The organism is Bradyrhizobium sp. UFLA05-109 (genome assembly GCF_054185165.1).
The window spans coordinates 168,873-190,535 of record NZ_JBBIAR010000007.1 but is presented as its reverse complement, the minus strand read 5'-3'; the positions used below and the strand labels follow the sequence as shown (position 1 = coordinate 190,535).

General features: G+C 65.2%; 19 protein-coding genes and 1 riboswitch. Of the genes, 12 read left to right on the top strand and 7 right to left on the bottom strand.

The window, feature by feature from the left end; genetic code table 11:
* Positions 1-12 precede the first annotated feature (12 nt).
* A complete protein-coding gene (locus Q3C01_RS07270; protein WP_458144633.1) occupies positions 13-759 on the bottom strand; it encodes a uroporphyrinogen-III synthase in 747 nt (248 codons plus the stop codon).
* A gap of 146 nt (positions 760-905) precedes the next feature.
* On the opposite strand from Q3C01_RS07270, the gene tsaD reads away from it, so the two are divergent.
* The 3 genes from tsaD to Q3C01_RS07255 all read left to right on the top strand — a co-directional run bounded on the left by tsaD (position 906) and on the right by Q3C01_RS07255 (position 3,526).
* A complete protein-coding gene (gene tsaD / locus Q3C01_RS07265; protein ID WP_458144632.1) occupies positions 906-1,979 on the top strand; it encodes a tRNA (adenosine(37)-N6)-threonylcarbamoyltransferase complex transferase subunit TsaD in 1,074 nt (357 codons plus the stop codon).
* A 2-nt stretch (positions 1,980-1,981) separates the two neighbouring features.
* Positions 1,982-2,962 (top strand): NAD(P)H-dependent glycerol-3-phosphate dehydrogenase, encoded by a 981-nt coding sequence (locus Q3C01_RS07260; RefSeq protein WP_458144631.1) that lies wholly within the window; start codon positions 1,982-1,984, stop codon positions 2,960-2,962.
* Between the two features lie 150 nt (positions 2,963-3,112).
* Complete coding sequence (locus Q3C01_RS07255) at positions 3,113-3,526, top strand: EVE domain-containing protein (RefSeq protein ID WP_458144630.1); 414 nt, start codon at positions 3,113-3,115, stop codon at positions 3,524-3,526.
* 132 nt (positions 3,527-3,658) lie between these two features.
* Here Q3C01_RS07255 and Q3C01_RS07250 read toward each other — a convergent pair whose 3' ends face one another.
* Positions 3,659-4,741, bottom strand: a complete 1,083-nt coding sequence (locus Q3C01_RS07250; RefSeq protein ID WP_458144629.1) for an adenylate/guanylate cyclase domain-containing protein — start codon at positions 4,739-4,741, stop codon at positions 3,659-3,661.
* A 114-nt stretch (positions 4,742-4,855) separates the two neighbouring features.
* On the opposite strand from Q3C01_RS07250, the gene Q3C01_RS07245 reads away from it, so the two are divergent.
* Positions 4,856-5,314: an SRPBCC family protein gene (locus tag Q3C01_RS07245; protein WP_458144628.1), complete on the top strand. Its 459-nt coding sequence runs from the start codon at positions 4,856-4,858 to the stop codon at positions 5,312-5,314.
* A gap of 128 nt (positions 5,315-5,442) precedes the next feature.
* Here the strand turns inward: Q3C01_RS07245 and Q3C01_RS07240 are convergent, their stop codons facing one another.
* Positions 5,443-6,612, bottom strand: coding sequence for a DNA topoisomerase IB (locus Q3C01_RS07240; protein WP_458144627.1), 1,170 nt, complete (start codon positions 6,610-6,612; stop codon positions 5,443-5,445).
* A gap of 391 nt (positions 6,613-7,003) precedes the next feature.
* On the opposite strand from Q3C01_RS07240, the gene acs reads away from it, so the two are divergent.
* Positions 7,004-8,956, top strand: coding sequence for an acetate--CoA ligase (gene acs, locus Q3C01_RS07235; protein WP_458144626.1), 1,953 nt, complete (start codon positions 7,004-7,006; stop codon positions 8,954-8,956).
* 421 nt (positions 8,957-9,377) lie between these two features.
* Entirely contained in the window at positions 9,378-9,893 is a 516-nt protein-coding gene (locus Q3C01_RS07230) for a L,D-transpeptidase (RefSeq protein WP_458144625.1), read from the top strand.
* Positions 9,894-9,940: 47 nt separating this feature from the next.
* On the opposite strand, the gene Q3C01_RS07225 is transcribed toward Q3C01_RS07230, so the two are convergent.
* Both Q3C01_RS07225 and Q3C01_RS07220 read right to left on the bottom strand, forming a co-directional pair.
* Positions 9,941-10,534 carry a thermonuclease family protein gene (locus tag Q3C01_RS07225; RefSeq protein ID WP_458144624.1) on the bottom strand — a complete coding sequence of 198 codons (594 nt, stop codon included), beginning with the start codon at positions 10,532-10,534 and terminating at the stop codon, positions 9,941-9,943.
* Between the two features lie 49 nt (positions 10,535-10,583).
* Positions 10,584-10,784 (bottom strand): DUF1674 domain-containing protein, encoded by a 201-nt coding sequence (locus Q3C01_RS07220; RefSeq protein ID WP_458144623.1) that lies wholly within the window; start codon positions 10,782-10,784, stop codon positions 10,584-10,586.
* A 193-nt stretch (positions 10,785-10,977) separates the two neighbouring features.
* Here Q3C01_RS07220 and Q3C01_RS07215 point away from each other — a divergent pair, with 193 nt between their 5' ends.
* The 3 genes from Q3C01_RS07215 to purH all read left to right on the top strand — a co-directional run bounded on the left by Q3C01_RS07215 (position 10,978) and on the right by purH (position 15,972).
* Entirely contained in the window at positions 10,978-12,324 is a 1,347-nt protein-coding gene (locus tag Q3C01_RS07215) for an RsmB/NOP family class I SAM-dependent RNA methyltransferase (RefSeq protein WP_458144622.1), read from the top strand.
* Between the two features lie 157 nt (positions 12,325-12,481).
* A complete protein-coding gene (locus tag Q3C01_RS07210; protein ID WP_458144621.1) occupies positions 12,482-14,200 on the top strand; it encodes a heparinase II/III family protein in 1,719 nt (572 codons plus the stop codon).
* A gap of 59 nt (positions 14,201-14,259) precedes the next feature.
* Positions 14,260-14,341: riboswitch (ZMP/ZTP riboswitch) on the top strand.
* Positions 14,342-14,379: 38 nt separating this feature from the next.
* Complete coding sequence (gene purH / locus Q3C01_RS07205) at positions 14,380-15,972, top strand: bifunctional phosphoribosylaminoimidazolecarboxamide formyltransferase/IMP cyclohydrolase (protein WP_458144647.1); 1,593 nt, start codon at positions 14,380-14,382, stop codon at positions 15,970-15,972.
* 133 nt (positions 15,973-16,105) lie between these two features.
* Here purH and Q3C01_RS07200 read toward each other — a convergent pair whose 3' ends face one another.
* Positions 16,106-17,491, bottom strand: a complete 1,386-nt coding sequence (locus Q3C01_RS07200; RefSeq protein ID WP_458144620.1) for an MFS transporter — start codon at positions 17,489-17,491, stop codon at positions 16,106-16,108.
* A 128-nt stretch (positions 17,492-17,619) separates the two neighbouring features.
* Here Q3C01_RS07200 and ggt point away from each other — a divergent pair, with 128 nt between their 5' ends.
* Positions 17,620-19,371 carry a gamma-glutamyltransferase gene (gene ggt, locus Q3C01_RS07195; RefSeq protein WP_458144619.1) on the top strand — a complete coding sequence of 584 codons (1,752 nt, stop codon included), beginning with the start codon at positions 17,620-17,622 and terminating at the stop codon, positions 19,369-19,371.
* Positions 19,372-19,472: 101 nt separating this feature from the next.
* Here ggt and Q3C01_RS07190 read toward each other — a convergent pair whose 3' ends face one another.
* Complete coding sequence (locus Q3C01_RS07190; protein ID WP_458144618.1) at positions 19,473-20,138, bottom strand: glutathione S-transferase family protein; 666 nt, start codon at positions 20,136-20,138, stop codon at positions 19,473-19,475.
* Positions 20,139-20,289: 151 nt separating this feature from the next.
* Between Q3C01_RS07190 and Q3C01_RS07185 the strand changes: the two genes are divergently transcribed.
* A complete protein-coding gene (locus Q3C01_RS07185; RefSeq protein WP_458144617.1) occupies positions 20,290-20,874 on the top strand; it encodes a DUF2239 family protein in 585 nt (194 codons plus the stop codon).
* Positions 20,875-20,973: 99 nt separating this feature from the next.
* Complete coding sequence (locus Q3C01_RS07180; RefSeq protein ID WP_458144616.1) at positions 20,974-21,579, top strand: 2-hydroxychromene-2-carboxylate isomerase; 606 nt, start codon at positions 20,974-20,976, stop codon at positions 21,577-21,579.
* Positions 21,580-21,663 lie beyond the last annotated feature (84 nt).

Sequence of the window (21,663 nt, the reverse complement as noted above, 5' to 3'; positions counted from 1 at the left end):
CGGCCCGTTCTCTTACGCCAAACGGGTGCGCAAAGCACGCGCCAAGGTCTCAAATAAGGCATTTTCGTCCGGCGAGGCCGCGACCGCAACTTGCGTCGCGCCGGCCTCGCGGAGCACGCCGGCAATGCTCTCGGACAGGCAGCACTGCGGAATCGACAATGCGGAGATTTCGACCCCCTCGTCGCGTGCTGCATCCAGGAAGGCGCGCGCGCTGCGCCGCGAATAATGCAAGACGGCTCGGATGCCATCGGCGGCAAACCCTTCGCAGACCTCGCGCGGCAGATGCTTGACCGGCGCCATGCGATAGATGGTTTGCGTCGCCACGTTGAACCCCTCCGCACCGAGCTCGGCCGAGAGATCGCGCGACAGATCCGCGCCCGCGAGATAAAGCAGCGTGCTCTTTTTCTTCACGACCTTGTCGCGCGCGCTTTGCAGCACCTTGTCCCTTAATGCCGCAGCATCGCCGCCGGCAACGATGACCTCGGTAAAGCCGGCCTCGCTCGCGGCGCTCGCGGTGTGCTCGCCGACCGCGAACAGCGGCAGCTTCGACAGACGAAGCTCCGGCAATTGCGGCGCGATGGCTCGTATCGCGTTCGCCGACGTGACGATGATGCCACTATAGCTTGCCTCGCTTTCGTCACGAAACGCGACCGGCTCGAACTTGAGCGCTGGCGCCAGCAACACCACATAGCCCAGGGCACGCAAGTCTGCCGCGGTGGCCTCATTGTCGGGATGCGGCCGTGTGACAAGAATGGCCATGATCTCTATTCTCCGGCGCACCGCAACCTGGTGTTCCAGAAGTTGTAAGGCGCGATTGCCTTTGGCGACCCCGGAATGCTACCGGACGTACCAGAACTCTGCTTTGCGGAAGAGCGCAAGGGCGCAAATTGGATAACAATTCGCCAATGCTGGTATTGGGCATCGAAACCACCTGCGACGAAACCGCCGCAGCCGTGATCGCGCGCACAGGCGACGGCGAAGGCAGGATTCTCTCCAACATCGTGCGCTCGCAGGTCGAGGAGCACGCCCGCTTCGGCGGCGTGGTGCCGGAGATCGCTGCGCGCGCCCATGTCGACCTGCTCGACGGTATTATTGACCGCGCGATGAAGGAGGCCGGCGTCGGCTTCGCCGAGTTGTCGGGTGTCGCGGCCGCGGCCGGACCGGGATTGATCGGCGGCGTGATCGTCGGGCTCACCACGGCAAAGGCGATTGCGATGGTGCACGACACCCCCCTCGTCGCGGTAAACCATCTCGAGGCGCATGCACTGACGCCGCGGCTGACCGATCACCTCGAATTCCCCTACTGCCTGTTCCTGGCTTCGGGCGGCCATACCCAGATCGTCGCCGTGGTCGGTGTCGGACAATATATTCGGCTCGGCACCACCGTCGATGATGCGATCGGCGAAGCCTTCGACAAGGTCGCGAAGATGCTCGGGCTGCCTTATCCCGGCGGACCGCAGGTCGAGCGCGCCGCGGCAGACGGCGATGCGACGCGATTTGCGTTTCCGCGGCCGATGCAGGGACGGCCCGATGCCAATTTCTCACTGTCGGGATTGAAGACGGCGGTGCGCAACGAAGCGAGCCGGATCGTTCCGCTCGAGCCACAGGACATCAGCGATCTCTGTGCGAGCTTTCAGGCCGCGGTGCTCGACTCGACCGCAGACCGCCTGAGCATGGGCTTAAAGTTGTTCCGCGAGCAGTTCGGCGCGCCGCAAGCGCTCGTCGCGGCCGGCGGCGTCGCCGCCAATCAGGCGATCCGCGGCGCGTTGCAGGACGTTGCCGATGCGGCCGGAACGCGGCTGATCATGCCGCCGCCCGCGCTCTGCACCGACAACGGCGCGATGATCGCATGGGCCGGCGCCGAGCGTCTCGCGCTCGGCCTCACCGACACGATGGACGCCCAGCCCCGCGCACGCTGGCTGCTCGATGCAACCGCGACGGCGCCCAAAGGCTACGCCAACACGCGCGCGGGATTCTAGCGATGACAGCCTTTCAGTCCGTCGCAGTGATCGGCGCGGGAGCCTGGGGCACGGCGCTGGCGGCTGTCGCTGCACGGGCGGGAAGAACCGTGACGCTGTGCGCACGTAATTCCGAGCACGCAGGCCGGATCGCATCGTCGCGCGAAAATCCGCGGCTTCCTGGCGTAAAATTGTCTCCCGACATCGTGGTGACGAGCGAGCTGGCGCTCGCGGCGCGCGCAGAGATCCTGTTGATCGTGACGCCCGCGCAGCACCTGCGCGGCGCGGCCAACACGCTGGCGCCGCATTTGACAAAACCAACACCGGTCATTGCCTGCGCCAAGGGAATCGAGCACGGCACGCACAAATTCATGACCGACGTGATCGCGGAAGCCGCGCCCCTCGCGCAGCCTGTGATCCTGTCGGGACCGAGCTTTGCCGATGACGTCGCGCGCGGCCAGCCGACGGCGGTGACGCTGGCCGCGAAAGACGAGCAGCTCGCTAGCTCCCTGGTGCAGGCGCTGGGCTCGCCGACCTTCCGCCCCTATCACTCGACCGACGTGCGCGGCGTCGAGATCGGCGGTGCGGCCAAGAACGTGCTGGCGATCGCGGTCGGCATCGCGGTTGGACGCAAGCTCGGCGCCTCCGCGCAGGCTGCGTTGACCACGCGCGGCTTTGCCGAACTCGCCCGCTTCGGCCGTGCGCTCGGCGCGCGTAGCGAGACGCTTGCAGGCCTGTCCGGCCTTGGCGACCTGATCCTGACCTGCTCAAGCCCGCAGTCGCGCAATTTTGCGCTCGGGCTTGCGCTCGGGCGCGGCGAGGCGCCGCCAGCCGGCAAGCTCGCCGAAGGCGAATTCACCGCACCCGTGCTGATCGAGCTCGCATCTTCGCAAAATATCGAGATGCCGGTATCAGAAGCGGTGGCGGCGATCCTGAGCGGCAAGAGCACGATCGACGCCGCAATATCCGGACTTTTGACGCGCCCCTTCAAGGCAGAGGAATGATTTCCGACGTCATGCCCGCGCTTGTCGCGGGCATCCACGTCTTGATATTGAGTACCTGGCAAAGATGTGGATGGCCGGGACATAGGCGAGCGAAGCGACGCCGTCCTTCGGACGGCTATGCCCGGCCATGACGAACGGATGGGACGCATTATGAATTACTGGCTGGTGAAATCCGAACCGTCCGTCTGGTCGTGGGACCAGCAGGTCGCCAAGGGCGCCAAGGGCGAGGCCTGGACCGGCGTGCGCAACTTCACCGCGCGGCAGAATCTCGTGAACATGAAGAAGGGCGACAAGGCGTTCTTCTATCATTCCAACGAGGGCAAGGAGATCGTCGGCATCGCCGAGATCATCAAGGAGGCCTATCCCGATCCGACCGACAAGACTGGCAAGTTCGTCTGCGTCGACATCAAGGCCGACAAGCCCTTGAAGACGCCAGTGACGATGGCCGCGGTCAAGGCCGACAAGAAGCTCGCCGACATGGCGCTGGTGAAATATTCGCGCCTCTCGGTGCAGCCAGTAACGGCAGATGAATGGAAGCTCGTCTGCAAGATGGGCGGGGTGTAGCCGCTGCCGTCGCCGAATTGTAGGGTGGGCAAAGCGAAGCGTGCCCACCTCTTCTTTCGCAATCATTGAGAGATGGTGGGCACGGCGCGCAAGAGCGCGCCTTTGCCCACCCTACGGCAGCCAACTACTTCGTCAACTTTCCGGCAGCGCGAAGATCTCGCAAGGTGATGCTATGCCGCGAAGCGAATGCATCCCGAGCGGCAGCAATGGCGTGTCGGTCTCGGCGGCCAGCGCACCCGACACCAGAACCGTCTTGCCGAGCGGCTTGCACAATCCCTCGAGCCGGCTCGCCAAATTGACGGCCGAACCGATCGCTGTGAAATCCAGCCGATTGGCGGCGCCGATATTGCCCCACAACATCTCGCCGAGATGAAGCGCGGCGCCGAACGACAGCGACGGCAATCCCTGGCGGCGCCGTTCGTCATTCAAATGCATCATGCCGGCGCGCGCCGCGGTCGCCGCGCGCAAGGCGGCGCTGCAAGCCTCACGCGGTGATGCGCCCACGACCGGAAAAATCGCCAGCACGCCATCGCCGATGAATTTCAGCACCTCGCCACCAAAGGCGTGCACCGCGCCCGCGATGCGATCGAACCAGGCATCGAGCGCCGAGATGACTGCAGCCGGTGGATTGCCTTCCGACAGCGCGGTGAAGTCGCGCAGGTCGGCATAGAGCAGTGCAGCCTGGATGGTTTCACCGAGATCGCGACGTAGCGGCGCCGCCAGCACGCGCTCTGCGCTGCGCCGGCCGAGATAGGCTTCGAGCGCTGCTGCCAGCGTGGCCCGTGCGGCGAGCACGGCGAGCGGTGCGGTGGCAAAGCGCGCGGCTTGCTGGAGATCGTCGATCTCGCGCGGCGTGAACGGGCGCGGCCCGATCCAGCCGAGCAACGGCCCGTCCTGACGCGGCCCGATCGTGTCTTCGTGGACGATGCCGGCGGCTGTCGCGCTCAGCCAGCGCCGGCCGGCGTCGTTGCGCGGCGCAAGTGCGGCTGCGCCCTGCACAAATCCGAGAGCTTCGACGACCTCGCCGCTTTCGGCGCGCCACAGCCAGGTTCGCTGTGCGATCAGGGGATGCGGGACGTCCAATGTCAGGCTGCCCGCGACGAGCGGCAATCCATCCGCAACCAGATGCGCGCCGAGATCCGCGAGCAACCGGTCGGCACCCGTGGTCTCGGCAGCCGCATCGACGAGCCAGGCGAGCGTCGAGGACAACTGCATGGCGCGATCATGCGGTCTGCCCGCCATTCTTGTCACGACCTATCGTTGATGGCGGGCCTTGAAGAGGCGTTGTCGCGGCGCCATCTGCCTGGTGCAGCCAGGGAACCGACGCCGATGACTGATCCATTCATAGTCCGCCGCGAGACCCACATCGCGGCCCCGCGTGCCACTGTCTTCGCTTACCTCGCCGACCCCGACAAAATCGTGAACTGGATGGGCTCGGAGGCGACGTTCGAGACGCAACCTGGCGGACTTTACCTGCTCAAGGGCATTGGCCAGCGCGGCGGCGCCGCCCGCGGCGCGTTTCGCGAGGTCGTGCCGGTGCATCGGCTCGCCTACACGTTCGGTTGGGAGGGCGGTCAGGAAGTGCCACCCGGCTCGAGCCTGGTCGAGATTGACCTGATCGAACGCGATGGCGGCACGCTGTTGCGCATGACGCATAGCGGCCTGCCGACTGCAGAACAATGCGAAGCCCACAGCAAGGGCTGGGCCCATTATCTGGGTCGGTTGAGCCTCGCGGCCGGGGGCCGAGATCCCGGGCCCGATGTGATGAAGTCTGAGGGCAAGATGTAGCGGGCGTTACTCGGCGGAATTCGTAGGGTGGGCAAAGCGAAGCGTGCCCACCACTTCTGTCGTGATCGCGGAGAGATGGTGGGCACGTCGCTTCGCGCCTTTGTCCACCCTACGACAGGGCAGATTGGTTACACCGCGGCCGTCGCCACCACCTGCGCCAGAAGCTGCTCGCGCCTGGCCTGCGAGCGCTGGCCCTTCATCGTCGCGGCAAAACGCTCGAGGATACCGTCCTCGAACGCGGTGACGATGGTGTCGTGGACGTAGCTCCTGCGGCAGATCGCCGGCGTATTGGAGAGCTGGTCGGCAGCGGCACGGATCGCGTCCAGGACCTGGCGCTTGCGGCCGCGCTGGCTGGTCGCCGGCGTGATCCGCGACAGCGATTCCACGACGACGGCCGAGGCCATCAGGGTACGAAAATCCTTGAGCGAAATCTTGATGCCGGCGATCTCGCGCAGGAACGCATTCACCTGCGTGGTATTCACCGAGCGCACGGTGCCGGAGGCATCGCGATACTGGAACATGCGCTTGCCTGGAACGCCCTGCAGAATGCCGATGGCGCGGACCAGCTTGGCCGCGCCACATTCCTTCCGCACCGCCTTGCCGCCCTTGGCCTTGAACGTCAGCACGAAGGAGTCGTCTTCCAGCGTAACGTTGGACTTCAGCAGCGTGGTGGCGCCGCGGGTGCCGTTGAGGCGCGCGTAGGATTCATTGCCCGGACGGATCGCGGTGCGGGCGATCAGCTCGATCACCGCCGAGAGCGCGAACTCGCGCGTCGGCTCCTCGCCGGAGAGGAACATCGAGACCTTACGCCGGATCTTCGGCAGCGCGCCGACGAGCTTTTCCAGGCGATGCGCCTTGCGCTGCTCGCGCACCTTTTCCCAGTCGGCGTGATAGCGATATTGCAGTCGCCCTGCGGCATCGCGCCCCACCGCCTGCAGATGCGAGCTCGGGTCGGCCGAGTAGCGCACCTCGCGATAGGCCGGCGGTACCGCCATGGCGTGGAGCCGGCGGATGGTGCGGGCGTCGCGGATATGGGCGCCGTTGGGGCGGACGAAGGAATAGCCCTTGCCGCGCTTGATGCGGCGGATGGTCAGCTCGTTCTGGTCGCCGAGCCGCAGGCCCAATTCCCTGGCCAGCGCCTCGACCGAGGTCGAAGGTGCCGTATCGAAGATCTTCTTGGGGCCGGGACGCCTGAAACCAGTCGGTTTCGGCCATTGTCCGAGGGCTTTGGCGAGCGCAATTGCGGCGGGATCGGCTGAAGCGGGCCGCATCGTCCCGAAATTCTGCTGATCCATCATAGTCTTACGCCTTAGCTCCGCCTGTTATCGAACAATGCTGTTGTTTTGATTTTTGTTCCCAGGGGTCTCGTTGGACCCCGGTCAGGCCATTTAGGAGGTTCCGAACGGCATTGCGAGTCCCGAATCAGTGACGAGAGGTTGCCAAATACCTCTTCCGGGTGCATGGAGGGTCTGCGTCGCCGCTTCCGCAAGGTTCGGTAAAGAGCGAAATAGCCCTCGCGCCGGTTGTCTCAGATTTGCGACAGCCGCCCTCACTGACCTTGATGTTTCGCATGGCCGGATGCCCGCCGAAGGTCCAGCTTGTCCTCCTTGTCGGGCGCGGTTAGCCCGACGCATAATCTTTCAAATGATGTCGGCGTGGCGTTGAGCTTGCCGTTTGGTGGAGGAAAACATGTCCGAGAAGATCTACGACGTGCCGGCAGATTGGGCGAAGCGCGCCTGGGTCGATCAGGCCAAGTACAAGGACATGTACGCCCGCTCGATCTCAGACCCGAACGCTTTCTGGGCCGAGCAGGCCAAGCGCGTCGACTGGATGAAGGCACCGACCAGAATCGAGAACGCCTCCTTCGCACCCGGCAACATCTCCATCAAATGGTTTGAAGACGGCGTCCTCAACGTCGCCTGGAACTGCATCGACCGGCACCTCGCCAAGCGCGCCAACCAGACCGCGATCATCTGGGAAGGCGATGATCCCTCGCAGTCGAAGCACATCACCTACAAGGAGCTGCATGACGAGGTCTGCCGGATGGCCAACATCCTGCGCACCCGCAACGTCAAGAAAGGCGATCGCGTCACCATCTACCTGCCGATGATCCCCGAGGCCGCCTACGCGATGCTGGCCTGCGCGCGGATCGGCGCGATCCACTCGGTGGTGTTCGCCGGCTTCTCGCCCGACAGCCTTGCCCAGCGCATCAACGACTGCAAATCCAAGGTGATCATCACCGCCGACGAGGGCCTGCGCGGCGGCAGGAAGGTGCCGCTGAAGGCCAATGTCGATGCGGCGCTCGCCAAGACCGAGGGCGTCGACTGGGTCATCGTCGTCAAGCGCACCGGCGGCAAGGTCGACATGTCGCCGTCGCGCGACCTCTGGTACGACGACGCGGCCAAGATGGTGACGACGGAGTGCCCGGCCGAGCACATGCACGCCGAGGATCCGCTGTTCATCCTCTACACCTCGGGCTCGACGGGCACGCCGAAGGGTGTGCTGCACACCTCGGGCGGCTATCTCGTCTATGCCGCGATGACGCATCAATACGTGTTCGACTATCACGACGGCGACGTCTACTGGTGCACGGCGGATGTCGGCTGGGTCACCGGCCACAGCTACATTCTCTACGGTCCGCTGGCCAATGGCGCGACCACGCTGATGTTCGAAGGCGTGCCGAACTACCCCGATAATTCCAGGTTCTGGAACGTCATCGACAAGCACAAGGTCAACATCTTCTACACCGCGCCGACCGCGATCCGCGCCTTGATGCAGTCGGGCGACGAGCCGGTGAAGAAGACCTCGCGCGCCTCGCTGCGCCTGCTCGGCTCGGTCGGCGAGCCCATCAATCCGGAAGCCTGGGAGTGGTACCACCGCGTGGTCGGCGACGACCGCTGCCCGATCGTCGACACCTGGTGGCAGACCGAGACCGGCGGCATCCTGATCACGCCGCTGCCGGGCGCGACCAAGCTCAAGCCGGGCTCGGCGACGCTGCCGTTCTTCGGCGTGGTGCCCGAGATCGTCGATGCCGACGGCAAGGTGCTGGACGGCGAGACCACCGGCAACCTCTGTCTGACCCGGTCATGGCCGGGCATGATGCGCACGGTCTATGGCGATCACGCCCGTTTCGAGCAGACCTATTTCTCGACCTACAAGGGCAAGTATTTCACGGGCGACGGCTGCCGGCGCGACGCCGATGGCTATTACTGGATCACCGGCCGCGTCGACGACGTCATCAACGTCTCCGGCCACCGCATGGGGACTGCCGAGGTCGAGAGCGCGCTGGTTGCGCACGAGAAGGTCTCGGAGGCCGCCGTGGTCGGCTTCCCGCACGACATCAAGGGCCAGGGCATCTACGCCTATGTCACCCTGATGGCCGGCGTCGAGCCGACGGAAGATCTGCGCAAAGAGCTCGTGACCTGGGTGCGCAAGGAGATCGGCCCGATCGCCTCGCCCGACCAGATCCAGTTCGCCCCCGGTCTGCCCAAGACGCGCTCGGGCAAGATCATGCGCCGCATCCTGCGCAAGATCGCCGAGGACGAGCCGGGCAGCCTCGGCGACACCTCGACGCTCGCCGATCCTGCCGTGGTCGATGACCTCGTCAAGAACCGCCAGAACAAGAAGCAGACGTCGACGTAAGAACGCACTCGTGCCCCGGACGCAGCGCAATGCGAAGTATTGCGCTGCTGAGCCGGGGCCCACAGCATCACCATCAATCCTTGCGTAGGTCCCGGCTCAGCGCAGCAGCGCTAAGGCGCTGCGGCGCGTCCGGGACACGAGACTGTCCCTCGCTTCAGCAGCGTCGGCCCGACTCATGCCCTCACGCACTTGTCAGGGCGTGAGCGGACGCGCCCGCGTCTTTCCCGCCGAGTGTTGTTTTCCGGTCATTTACTTTAATTCGAACTTTTCCTTTGTTCCCCCTGCTTGCTCGGCCCAAGGCGCACGCGTGGAAACCACCCGGTTAACGCGCGCGGTTAAGAATGTGTGGGCGAGCGGGCGATTGCCGGATTTTGCGTAGATTTCGACGACCCGTTCGGGGCACCGGATAAGGAAATAAGTGATGTCGATGAAGATTGCGGTGGCATTGGCCGCCACCATCGGAGCGGGGATCTTGATGTCGACGGCGGCCGAGGCGCGGCCGGAAATGGTGGGGCTGCACGGCGGCGAATATTCCCCGGGCACCATCGTGGTCAGGACCAATGAACGGCGGCTCTATCTCATCCTCGATGGCGAGCACGCGATGCGCTACCCGGTCGGCGTTGGCAAGTCCGGCAAACAATGGGCCGGCACCACCCGCATCGACGGCAAATATCGTAACCCGGCCTGGTCGCCTCCGGCGGAAGTGAAGCGCGACAAGCCGCAGCTTCCCGACGTGATTCCTGGCGGCTCGCCACGCAATCCGATGGGCGTTGCGGCGATGACGCTGGCCGGCGGCGAATACGCCATCCACGGCACCAACGTGCCGGGCTCGGTTGGCGGCTTCGTCTCCTACGGCTGCATCCGCATGCTCAACGACGACATCAGCGACCTCTACAGCCGCGTGTCGGTCGGCACGACGGTCGTCGTGACGCGCTGAGAACGAACTGCTTCGAGACGACAAGCCGCGTTTTTTACGCGGCTTTTTTATTGCCAGAAACGCCAGCTGCGCGCGCACCAGCCCCCGCGATGGCCGCCATTGTAGCTGCGGGCGTAACCGCCAGCGAGCAGCGCTGCCGACACGTTGGGCGTGCGCTGGGTGGCAACATCGGCGAGAATGCGTCCGTATTTCTCTTGGCCAAGATTGTAGATCACGACGCCGCCCTGGCCGAGCAGATTGCGTAGCGCATCGGTGGCAGCTTCGGCCTTGTCCAGCTCTTCCCGACAGGACGCCTTCAATTCGGGCGCATCGATGCTGCGCAGGCGAACCCGCGCAACGAGATCGCGCCCGTTGCGTTGATGCACGCGCGCGACAAAAGTGTCGCCGTCGATGGTGCGGATGACGTCAACCGACTGGCGAATGTCGGGATTGCCTGCGTGCTGCAGGATGATCTCGGCGTCCTGCGCCCGTTCGTCACCGGCATGCGGCACGGGCCAGTGGGTCCCGTGCCGGTAGGTGAGCACGACCGCGGTTGCGACCACGACCACGAACATCCACGGCAACAGGCCTGAGAAACGGCGGCCGAATGGCGCGCCGCCGAACGATGGCCGATGGGAATTGATTCGGTCGCGGGGAGACATCAGCCGACGCTAGGGCTGAGTCGGGCGAGCCGGCAAGAGACGGCCGGTCTCAGAAGTCCGAGGCGATGCCCTTACGCTCCCAATCGCCATAGCGCGTCGGCTCGGGACCTTTCGGCCCCTGCAACTCTTTTGGTGCGGCTTCGGCATCGGCCGCAGCCGCCCGCCGGCGTGCCTCGGCTTCCGCCAGCGCGCGCTGAGCGGCCGGAGTCAGCGGCTTTCGCTGGGGAGGGCTGGTCGGAGTGTCGTTCATTTCTGGCTTCCTAGCCCAGGCGCGCGCCTCGCGCGATCGGAAAAAACGCCGCGCATAGGGCAGAGATCGTCATGCAGGGCTGAAAAAACCAGAGCCGATTCTTACATTTGGCATATTCGCATGCCACAGATGCGCATCTTCAGGCATGCGCCCTCACGGCGGAACTGCCGCTCGCTCAGAACCTTACCTCCGCATGCCATCTCAACGTTTTGCTCCACCTACCGAAGTGCCCGGTCTCGCGGCGCGGCGGATCGCCGCCGATATCGTCGATGGTGTCCTGCATAAGCACCGCACGCTCGATGACCAACTTGACGGTGGCGGCGCCCATCCCGGGCTGAAGACACTCGCCGATCGCGACCGCGCGCTGATGCGACGCATGGTGGCGACCGTGCTGCGCCGGCTCGGCACACTCGGCCACGTGCTGTCGCGCCTGCTCGACAAAGGCATCCCCGGCGAGGCACCGCGCGCGCAAAGCGCGCTCCTGATCGGTGCCGCGCAGATTCTCTGGATGGATGTTCCCGATCACGCGGCTGTCGATCTCTCGGTCCGCCTGGTGCAATCCGATCGCCGTGCCGCGCGCTATGCCGGCCTCGTCAACGCCGTGCTGCGGCGCTGCGCGCGAGAGGGCAAGGCGCTGGTGGAGGAAGTCGCGACGCAATCGCTCGACCTGCCGCCCTGGCTGCTCGCGCGCTGGAGCGCGCATTATGGCGAGACCACCGCGCGCGAGATGGCGCTCGCGCTCGGCCATGAACCCTCTCTCGATCTGACCGTGAAGTCCGACGCCGCGCAATGGGCAAGCCGCCTCCATGGCGAGGTGCTGCCAACCGGAACCGTGCGCACGCTGCTGCACGGCTCGGTGACCATGCTGCCCGGCTTCAGCGAGGGCCAATGGTGGGTCCAGGACGCCGCGGCCACGCTGCCGACCCGACTGTTCGGCGACGTCGCTGGCAAGTCCATCGCTGATCTCTGCGCCGCTCCGGGCGGCAAGACGGCCCAGCTGGTGCACGCCGGCGCGAATGTTGTCGCGGTAGACCGCTCGCCGGCGCGTGTGGCACGGCTGCGCGAGAACCTGGCGCGGCTGTCGCTGCAGGCCGAAACCGTCGTCGCCGACGCCGTGGAATGGGCGGGTCCGCAGCACGGCTTTGACGGCATCCTGATCGATGCGCCCTGCACCTCGACCGGCACGATCCGCCGTCATCCGGACGTGGCCTGGCTGCGCCAGGAGTCCGACATCGCGGCGCTGACGGCGCTTCAGCAGCGCCTGCTGCGCAAATCCGTCTCGCTGCTCAAACCGGGCGGAACGCTGGTCTATTGCACCTGCTCGCTGGAGCCCGAGGAAGGCGAGCAGGCGATCGCCGCGCTGCTGGCAGCGGAGCCGGCGCTGCGCCGCGTACCGATTCAGCCGTCCGAGGTCTCGGGGCTAGCTGAGATCATTACCACCGCGGGCGACCTGCGCACCTTGCCGAGCCATTTGCCAAACGCCGACCCACGGCTCGGCGGGCTCGACGGGTTCTTTGGCGCCCGGCTCGTTAAATCCTGATTTTGCACCGGATTTTACGCCGCCGACGCTGATTCGCCGCCTTTCAAGGTGGTGTCAGCCGACCGATTTTGGGATTAAAAGGATTCGTCAGGAATCCTCTCCCCCTTCAAGGCAAGGCGTGTCGGTCGCTCAACGCAGACGCATCTCGACGTTGGTCATGAACCGCTTCGCGCGGAACATGCTTGCGCGCGCGAGCGGCGGTCCCGTGGCGCTGTCGAGGCTCTGGCCAGGCCGCACCGACCGGCTGATCATCGCGCCGCACGACTTGCGCACCGCGGACGCGACCCGCGCGGCCGAGATCTATGCCGGGCGCTTCGTGTTCGCCGGCAAGATCGTCAATTGCCACGGCCGCTCGATCTTCGATCTCGAGCCGCCGTCAGAGGACTGGGAGGTCGCCCTGCTCGGCTTCGGATGGCTGCGTCATTTGCGCGCCGCCGACACCGCGCTGACGCGAGCCAACGCCCGCGCGCTGGTCGAGGACTGGATCTCCAATCCCGCCAACAAGCGCCGCGCCGTGGCCCGCCGCGCCGACGTGCTGGCGCGGCGCGTGATCTCGCTGCTGTCGCAGGCGCCGCTGGTGCTCGGTGATACCGACAACAAATTCTATCGCCGCTACCTGCGGGCGCTGGCGCGCGAGATCCGCTACCTCCGTTTTGCGATGGTCGACATCCCCGACGGGGTGCCGCGGCTGCAAGTGTTGATCGCGCTCTGCTACGCCTCGCTCTGTCTCGCCAACCAGGCGCGCCACATCCGCAGCGCCTCGCGAAAACTGTCCGACGAATTGCAACGGCAAATCCTCCCCGACGGCGGACACATCTCCCGCAATCCCGGCGCGTTGATCGAGCTCCTGATCGATTTGCTGCCGCTGCGGCAGACCTTTGCCGCGCGCAACATCGCGCCACCGCCGGCGCTGCTGAACGCGATCGACCGCATGATGCCGATGCTGCGTTTCTTCCGGCACGGCGACGGCAACTTTGCGCTGTTCAACGGCATGAGCGCGACGCCGTCGGATCTGCTCGCCACGCTGCTCGCCTATGACGACACCCACGGCGCGCCGATGGCGACCATGCCGCATACCGGCTTCCAACGCCTCGACGCCGGAGCGTTGACATTGATCATGGATACCGGCGCGCCGCCGCCAGCCAATGTCAGCCACGACGCCCATGCCGGCTGCCTGTCGTTCGAACTGTCCTCGGGCACGAGCCGCATGGTGACCAATTGCGGCATGCCGACGACGGGACGCGACAATTGGCGGCCATTCGCACGTGGCACCGCAGCGCATTCGACGCTGATCTACCACGAAACATCGTCCTGCCAGTTCGTCGAACTGTCGGCGATGAAGAAGCTGCTGCACGGCGCGCCTGTGATCAGCGGGCCGGCAGTCGTCGAGAATTTTCGCGAGGTCGTGGCGAACGGCACGCTGCTGACGACGTCGCATGACGGCTACCTCGCCAAGTTCGGCGTGATCCACCGGCGTGTGGTGATGGTCGCCAATGACGGCGCGCGGCTCGACGGCGAGGACACGCTGTCGCCGCCGCAGGGCGGACGGCTCAAGGGCGCGAACGCCGATTTCGCCCTGCGCTTCCATTTGCATCCAGCGGTGAAGGCGAGCCGGCTGTCGGACGCCCGCGGCGTGATGCTGGTGCTGCCGAACCGCGAGGTCTGGACCTTTGAGGCAATGGACGACAAGGTCGATCTGGAGGACAGCGTGTTTTTGGCCGGCAATGACGGCCCGCGCCGCACCGCGCAGATCGTGATCCGGCAAGACGCGCGCCAGGCCCCCTCGATCCGCTGGAGCTTTGTCCGCTCCACCGCCTCGCCTCAAGTCACCAACGCTCGTCGCAATGCCCGGCGTGAACCGGAACTTCCGCTCTAGACGCGCCCGGCTCGCGCCCATCCAGCCGTTGTGAAGATCGCCGAAAGCTGGTAACGAGCAGCCGCTCGCGCGACTGGCGACCTTGGATGGAGCACCATCGGGAAGCGCGGGACACATCTGCCGCGCGCCTGGGCATAGGTACTCCCTTAGACAGAGGATCTTGCCCCATGACTGATGCGATGACTGACCATTCCCGCCGCGTCACCCGCGCCCTGCTTTCCGTTTCCGACAAGACCGGTCTGATCGAGTTCGCCAAGGCGCTTGCCGCCCATGGCGTCGAGCTGGTGTCGACCGGTGGCACCGCAAAGGCGATCGCGAGCGCCGGCCTCAAGGTGAAGGACGTCTCCGAGCTGACCGGCTTTCCCGAGATGATGGACGGCCGAGTCAAGACGCTGCATCCGAAGGTGCATGGCGGCCTGCTCGCGATCCGCGACAACAAGGAACATGCCGACGCGATGAAGACGCACGGGATCGCGCCGATCGATCTCCTCGTCGTCAATCTCTATCCGTTCGAGGCGACCGTCGACAAAGGCGCAGGTTTTGAAGAGTGCATCGAGAACATCGACATCGGCGGTCCCGCGATGATCCGCGCCGCCGCGAAGAACCACGACGATGTCGCCGTTGTCGTCGATGCGCAGGATTACCGGGCCGTGCTCGATGAGCTTGCCGCCAACAACGGCGCGACCACGTTGAAGCTGCGCCGGCGCCTCGCCGCAAAAGCCTATGCCCGCACCGGCGCCTATGATGCTGCGATCTCCAACTGGTTCAATCGTCAGCTCGAGATCGACGCGCCCGACTATCGTGCCTTCGGCGGCAAGCTGATCCAGGCGCTGCGCTACGGCGAGAACCCGCACCAGACCGCCGCGTTCTATGCGACGCCCGACAAGCGGCCGGGCGTCTCGACCGCGCGGCAATTGCAGGGCAAGGAGCTCTCCTACAACAACATCAACGACACCGATGCGGCCTATGAGTGCATCGGCGAGTTCGACGCCAAGCGCACCGCAGCCTGCGTCATCGTCAAGCACGCCAACCCCTGCGGCGTCGCGGAAGGTCCCGATCTCGCTACCGCCTATCGCAGGGCCCTCGCCTGCGACTCGACCTCCGCCTTTGGCGGCATCATCGCGATGAACCGCGCCCTCGATGCCGACACAGCGCGCGAGATCACGAAGATCTTCACCGAGGTGATCATCGCGCCCGATGCCAGCGAGGAAGCGATCGCCATCATTGGCGCGCGCAAGAATCTGCGCCTGTTGCTCGCCGGCGGCCTGCCCGACCCGCGTTCGGCAGGTCTCACCGCCAAGACCGTTGCCGGCGGCCTGCTCGTGCAGAGCCGCGACAACGCCGTGGTCGACGACATGACGTTCAAGGTCGTGACCAAGCGTGCACCGACTGACGCCGAGATGCGCGACCTGAAATTCGCGTTCCGCGTCGCAAAGCACGTCAAGTCCAACACGATCATCTACGCCAAGGATCTTGCCACCGTCGGCATTGGTGCCGGCCAGATGAGCCGGGTGGATTCGGCGCGGATCGCGGCCCGCAAAGCCCAGGATGCGGCGAACGAGCTGAAGCTTGCCGAGCCGCTCACCAAGGGATCGGTCGTAGCCTCTGATGCGTTCTTCCCGTTCGCCGACGGCATGCTCGCCTGCATCGAGGCCGGCGCCACCGCCGTGGTGCAGCCCGGCGGTTCGATGCGCGACGATGAGGTGATCAAGGCCGCCGACGAGCACGGCATCGCCATGGTGTTTACGGGGACGCGGCACTTCCGGCACTAATTTGCTCGTCATTCCGGAGCGATGCGACGGGACCGCGCAGGCGCGGCCCGGAGCATCGAATCCGGAATCTCGCACTACAATCGCCAGTTTCGGGGTTCGCGCTTCGCGCGCCCCGGAATGACGGCAATTGCCGCTACTCGCGCACGCGCGTCAACAGCGCGAGCCCGGCCGCGAAGAACACCACCAGCACGCCCATGCCGGCCTTCTGGCTTGCGGTCCCGGCCGTGATCGCGCCGATCAGGAGCGGGCCGATGAAGGACGTCACCTTCCCCGTCAGCGCGAACAGGCCAAAATACTGCGCGATGCGATCCTTCGGGGCGAGACGGATGAGCAGCGTACGCGAGGCTGCCTGGAGCGGGCCGCCGGCCGCGCCGATCAGGCAGCCCAGCACGAGATAGGCGCGCTCGGCCGCGCCCGCGAACATGGCGCCACCGGGCGCGGGCGGCGCGACGCTGATGAACAGAATCGAATCCTTGTCGACCAGCAGGATCGCGGCGAGTGACAGCAACAGGATCAGCATGCTGCCCGCGATCACGCGCTTCGGTCCGAGGAGATCGTCGAGCTTGCCGCCGAGCCACGCGCCGAAGGTGCCGGCGATCGCCAAGATGATGCCGAAGGTGCCAATCTGGATCGTGTGCCAGCCGAACGTGCCGGCGGCATAGATGCCGCCGAAGGCGAAAAGCGACACCAGACCGTCGGTGTAGATCATGTTCGCCAGCAGGAAGATCGCGAGCGATTTCTGTCGTGGCAGTTCGCCAAGCGATTGCTTCAACTGCGCGAGCCCTGCGTGTAGCGCCGCGCGCACGGGCCGCTTGGCGGGATAATCCGGCGTGAACAGGAACATCGGCGTCACGAACACGATGAACCAGAGACCCGTCAGCGGTCCCGTGATGCGATCGCCCTCATGCATGGCCGGATCGAGTCCGAACAGCGGCTTGAAACCAAGCAGCGTACGCCCGGTCTCCGGGTTTGCGGCGAGAAAGCCGAGCACGATGATCAGGCTGATGATGCCGCCGACATAGCCGGTGGCCCAACCATTGCCGGAGAGCCGCCCGATCCGCTCTGGCGGCACAAGCGTCGGCATCATCGCGTTGTTGAAGACGGTCGCGAACTCCGCACCGACGCTAGCGAGTGCCACGGCCGCAAGCAGCGGCGTGATGATGGCGGGATCGCCGGGCTTGCCGATCCACAGCGCACAAGAGCCGAGCACCAGCATGGCGCCGAATGCAGCGATCCAGGGTTTACGCCGGCCCGCAGCGTCCGCGACGGCCCCTAACACCGGCGACAGCAGGGCAATGATCAAGCCGGCGGCCGCCATCGCGAATCCCCACAGCGACTGTCCTGCCGCGGCGTCCGGCGCGACGCTTGTGGCGAAATAGGGCGCAAACACGAACGTCGTGATCAGGGTGAAATAGGGCTGTGCGGCCCAGTCGAAGAAGATCCAGCTGACGACGGCGGCGCGCGGGGGATAAGTTCGCTCCATATCCGTCATATCGGTATCAGAGGCGATCGTCGTCATCAGCATTCCCCATCACGAACAGTTTTGCCTCTCTCAGCGCAAACGGTATAGCATTGCCGTGACGGCTGTGGAGTGGCGCCCAGACACGACAGAAAGACACGGCAGTAACAAGGCACGGCGGAATTTTGATGATGTCGCTTGTCCTGACACGACGAAACGTCGTAGCTGCCCTCACGATTATAGGTATCGGTCTGTTGCCAGCGCGCGCTCAGGATGCGCGCCGTATCTACGAGCCGCCCGCGCTCGACACAGTTCATGCCATCGCCGCCGAGCACGGCATGGTGGTGGCGCAGGAAAGGATCTCTGCGCAGATCGGCGCAGACATCCTGCGGAGCGGCGGCAACGCGGTGGACGCCGCGGTTGCGACCGGTTTCGCCATGGCCGTGACCTATCCGCGCGCGGGCAATATCGGCGGCGGCGGCTTCATGGTGATTCATTCCGCCGACCGCAAGGAAGACGTCGCGATCGATTATCGCGAGACCGCGCCCGCTGCGACCACATCAGACATCTTCCTCGGCGCCGACGGCAAGCCCGATATCGCCAAGTCGCGCGACTCCGCACTCGGCATCGGTGTGCCCGGCACCGTTGCGGGACTGGCGCTGGCACTGGAGACATACGGCTCCGGCCAGTTCACGCTGGCGCAATTGCTGGAGCCGGCGATCGCGCTGGCCCGCGACGGTTTCGTCATTAGCGACGATATCGCCGACACCTTGCCGGGCGCACACAAGCGGTTCGCGCGCTGGCCGTCCTCGGCGAAGATCTTCTCGCGACCGGACGGCACGCCGCTGCAAGAGAATGACCGGCTGGTGCAAAGCGATTTGGCTAAGACGCTGTCGACCATCGCCGCCCAAGGCCCGCGCGGATTTTACGAGGGACCGGTCGCCGAAAAGCTTGCCAAAGCCGTCACCGATGCCGGCGGCATCATGACTCCGGAGGATCTGCGGTCATACAAGCCCGTGATCCGCGAGCCGGTGCGCGGCAGCTATCGCGGCTTCGACATCGTCTCGATGCCGCAGCCGTCGTCAGGTGGCGTGGTGCTTGTCGAGACGCTGAACATCCTGGAGGGCTTTCACCTCTCGGATCTGAAGCAGGGCTCGCCGGCCTCCCTGCATCTGCTGATCGAAGCCATGAAGCGCGCCTATGCGGATCGCGCGCGTTATCTCGGCGATCCCGCTTTCGTCAAGGCGCCAATCGAGACACTGATCGCCAAGGACTATGCCGCCAAGCTCCGCGCCGGCATCAATGCCGACGGTGCCACGCCGGCGAGCGAGATCGTGGCGAGCGCGACGCCGCCGCGCGAAGGCAGCAACACCACGCATTTCTCGGTCGTCGATATCAGCGGCAATGCGGTGAGCAACACCTATACGCTGAACTTCAGCTATGGCGTCGGCCTTATCGCTGACGGCACCGGTGTGCTGCTCAACAACGAGCTCGACGATTTCACCGCGGCGGTTGGGGCCTCCAATGCCTATGGCCTCGTCGGCTACGAGGCCAATCTGCCTGGACCGGGCAAGCGGCCGCTGTCCTCGATGTCGCCGACCATCGTGCTGAAGGACGGCAAGCCGGTGCTCGTGACAGGCTCGCCCGGCGGCAGCCGCATCATCTCGACGGTGCTCCAGGTGATCGTCAACGTGCTCGACTATCATATGGATGTCGCCGCTGCCGTCGCAGCACCGCGGCTGCATCACCAATGGCTGCCGGACGAAGTGCGCGTCGAGCGTGGCTTTTCCGACGACGTGCTGTTCGAGCTGAAGGCGATGGGTCACCTCGTCGTCGAGCCGATGGGCCAGACCTCGGCCAACTCGATCGCGGTGACGCCGAACGGCCCGTTCGGCGCACCGGACCCGCGCACACGGGGCGCCGCGGCAGCGGGGCAATAACTTTAATCGTCATTCCGGGGCGATGCGACGGGATCGCGCGAGCGCGACCCGGAGCATCGAATCCGGAATCTCGCGCCACAATAATGACGATGGAAACGACTCTACCGCCCGACCTGGTACGGCCCGCCCTTCTCCAGCGCGCGTTGATAGGCCGGGCGCGCGTGAACGCGCTCGAGGAACGCCATTGCCTTGGGATGGCCCTGCTCGAGTCCGCCGCGCGCTTGCGCCGCCTCCAGCGGAAAACTCATCTGGATATCGGCGGCGGTGAATTCGGGCCCGGCGAACCATTCGCTCTTTCCGAGCTCGCCTTCCCAATAATCCATGTGCTGCTTGATTTGCGGATTGACCAGCGCAGTCAGCGCCTGGTTCGACACTTTGCGCACCAGGGGACGCAGCAGCGCCGGCGCGCGCTTCGGCATCAACGTGAACAGCAGCTTCAGCAGCAGCGGTTGCATCGCCGAGCCTTCGGCATAGTGCAGCCAATAAGTGTAGCGCAGCCGCTCCGGCGTGTTCGGCGGCGGGATCAGGCTTCCCTGGCCATATGTGCCGACGAGGTATTCAACGATCGCGCCTGATTCGGCGATGGTGTTGCCGTTGTCGGTGATCACGGGCGACTTGCCGAGCGGATGGATCGCACGCAGCTCCTTCGGCGCGCGCATGTCCGGCTGGCGCTGATAGCGCACGATCTCGTAGGGCACGCCCAACTCCTCGAGCAGCCACAGCACGCGCTGCGAACGTGAATTGTTGAGGTGGTGAACGGTCAGCATTTTGAGGTCCCCCGCTGGTCTCGGGCGCGTTGGTGCCAGCCCGGCGGGCGATTGTCGAGCCAGACGGTCGCTCTTTTTACCCGGGCATATTGACGCCTTTATTTTACCCGGATATTAACAAGCTGTCTCGTCAAATTTCACAGTGATTTCAATGCAGGAAACCTTCACAGCCTTTGTCGACCAGCGGCGCCTAGCCTCGGGGCCGATCGCGGATGTGGCCTTGGCGGTCAAGCGCGCGGATGCGTTCGCGGGCTCGGCGATCGTGATCTTCAGCGACTTGAGCGGGCGGGCGGCCGATTTCGACCTGCGCGGCGACGACCAGGACGTGCTGGCCCGCCTGGCGACAATCGCTCCGGCAGAAGCTGACGGGGGCATTGAGCCGGCGACTGCGCCGCGCGGCCGCGGGCGGCCCAAGCTCGGTGTGGTGGCACGCGAGGTGACACTGTTGCCGCGGCATTGGGACTGGCTCAACGCGCAGCCGGGCGGCGCCTCGGTCGCGCTGCGCAAGCTCGTCGACGAGTCGCGCCGTGCAAGCGGCGATCGCGACCGCGAGCGGCAGGCACGCGATGCCGCCTACCACTTCATGTCGGCGATGGCGGGCAATCTCGCGCATTTCGAGGAAGCCTCACGCGCGCTGTTCGCAGGTGACCGCCGGCGCTTCGCAGCGGAGATCGCCGACTGGCCCGCCGACATCCGCGACCACGTCCTGAAACTCGCAAGCAGCGACCGCGCGTAACGCGCCCCGGTCAAAGTATGATGAGCATCATGAAGCGGGTGGACCTGCCGCGCGCGCTGCGCCACAATGAATGCAAAGCGAGCTCTCGGGAGGACGGTTTTGACGCACGCCCCACAATTCCTGTTCGATTTCGGCAGTCCCAATGCGTTTCTCAGCCATGAGGCGATCCCTGCGATCGAGCAGCGGATCGGCGTGAAATTCGAGTATGTGCCGATCCTGCTCGGCGGCATCTTCAAGGCGACCAACAACAAGTCGCCGGCCGAGACGCTCGCCGGCATCAAGAACAAGCGCGAATTCCAGGCGGTCGAGACCGAGCGTTTCCTCAAACGCTTCCGCGTACAGCCCTATGTCTGGAACCCGTTCTTCCCCGTCAACACGCTGAACCTGATGCGCGCGGCGATCGCGGCCCAGCTCGAAGGCGTGTTCGAACAATATGTCGAAGCCGCGTTCCATCACATGTGGCGCGAGCCGAAGAAGATGGACGATCAGGAAGTCGCCATGAAGGCGCTCGCATCGTCGGGCCTCGATGCGCAGAAGCTGTTCACACGTACCCAAGAACCCGATGTGAAAGCAAAGCTGATCAAGAACACCGAGGAGGCCGTCGCGCGGGGCGCGTTCGGTTCACCGACGTTCTTCGTCGGTAACGAAATGTTCTTCGGCAAGGAGCAGCTGCGCGAGGTCGAGGAGACGGTGTCGGGAAAGTGATTCTGACCCAACGCGCGAAGTGAGGTATCTCCCCGGTGTCGTCCTGGCGAAAGCCACGACGGCGGCGAATTAAAAGCAAGAACA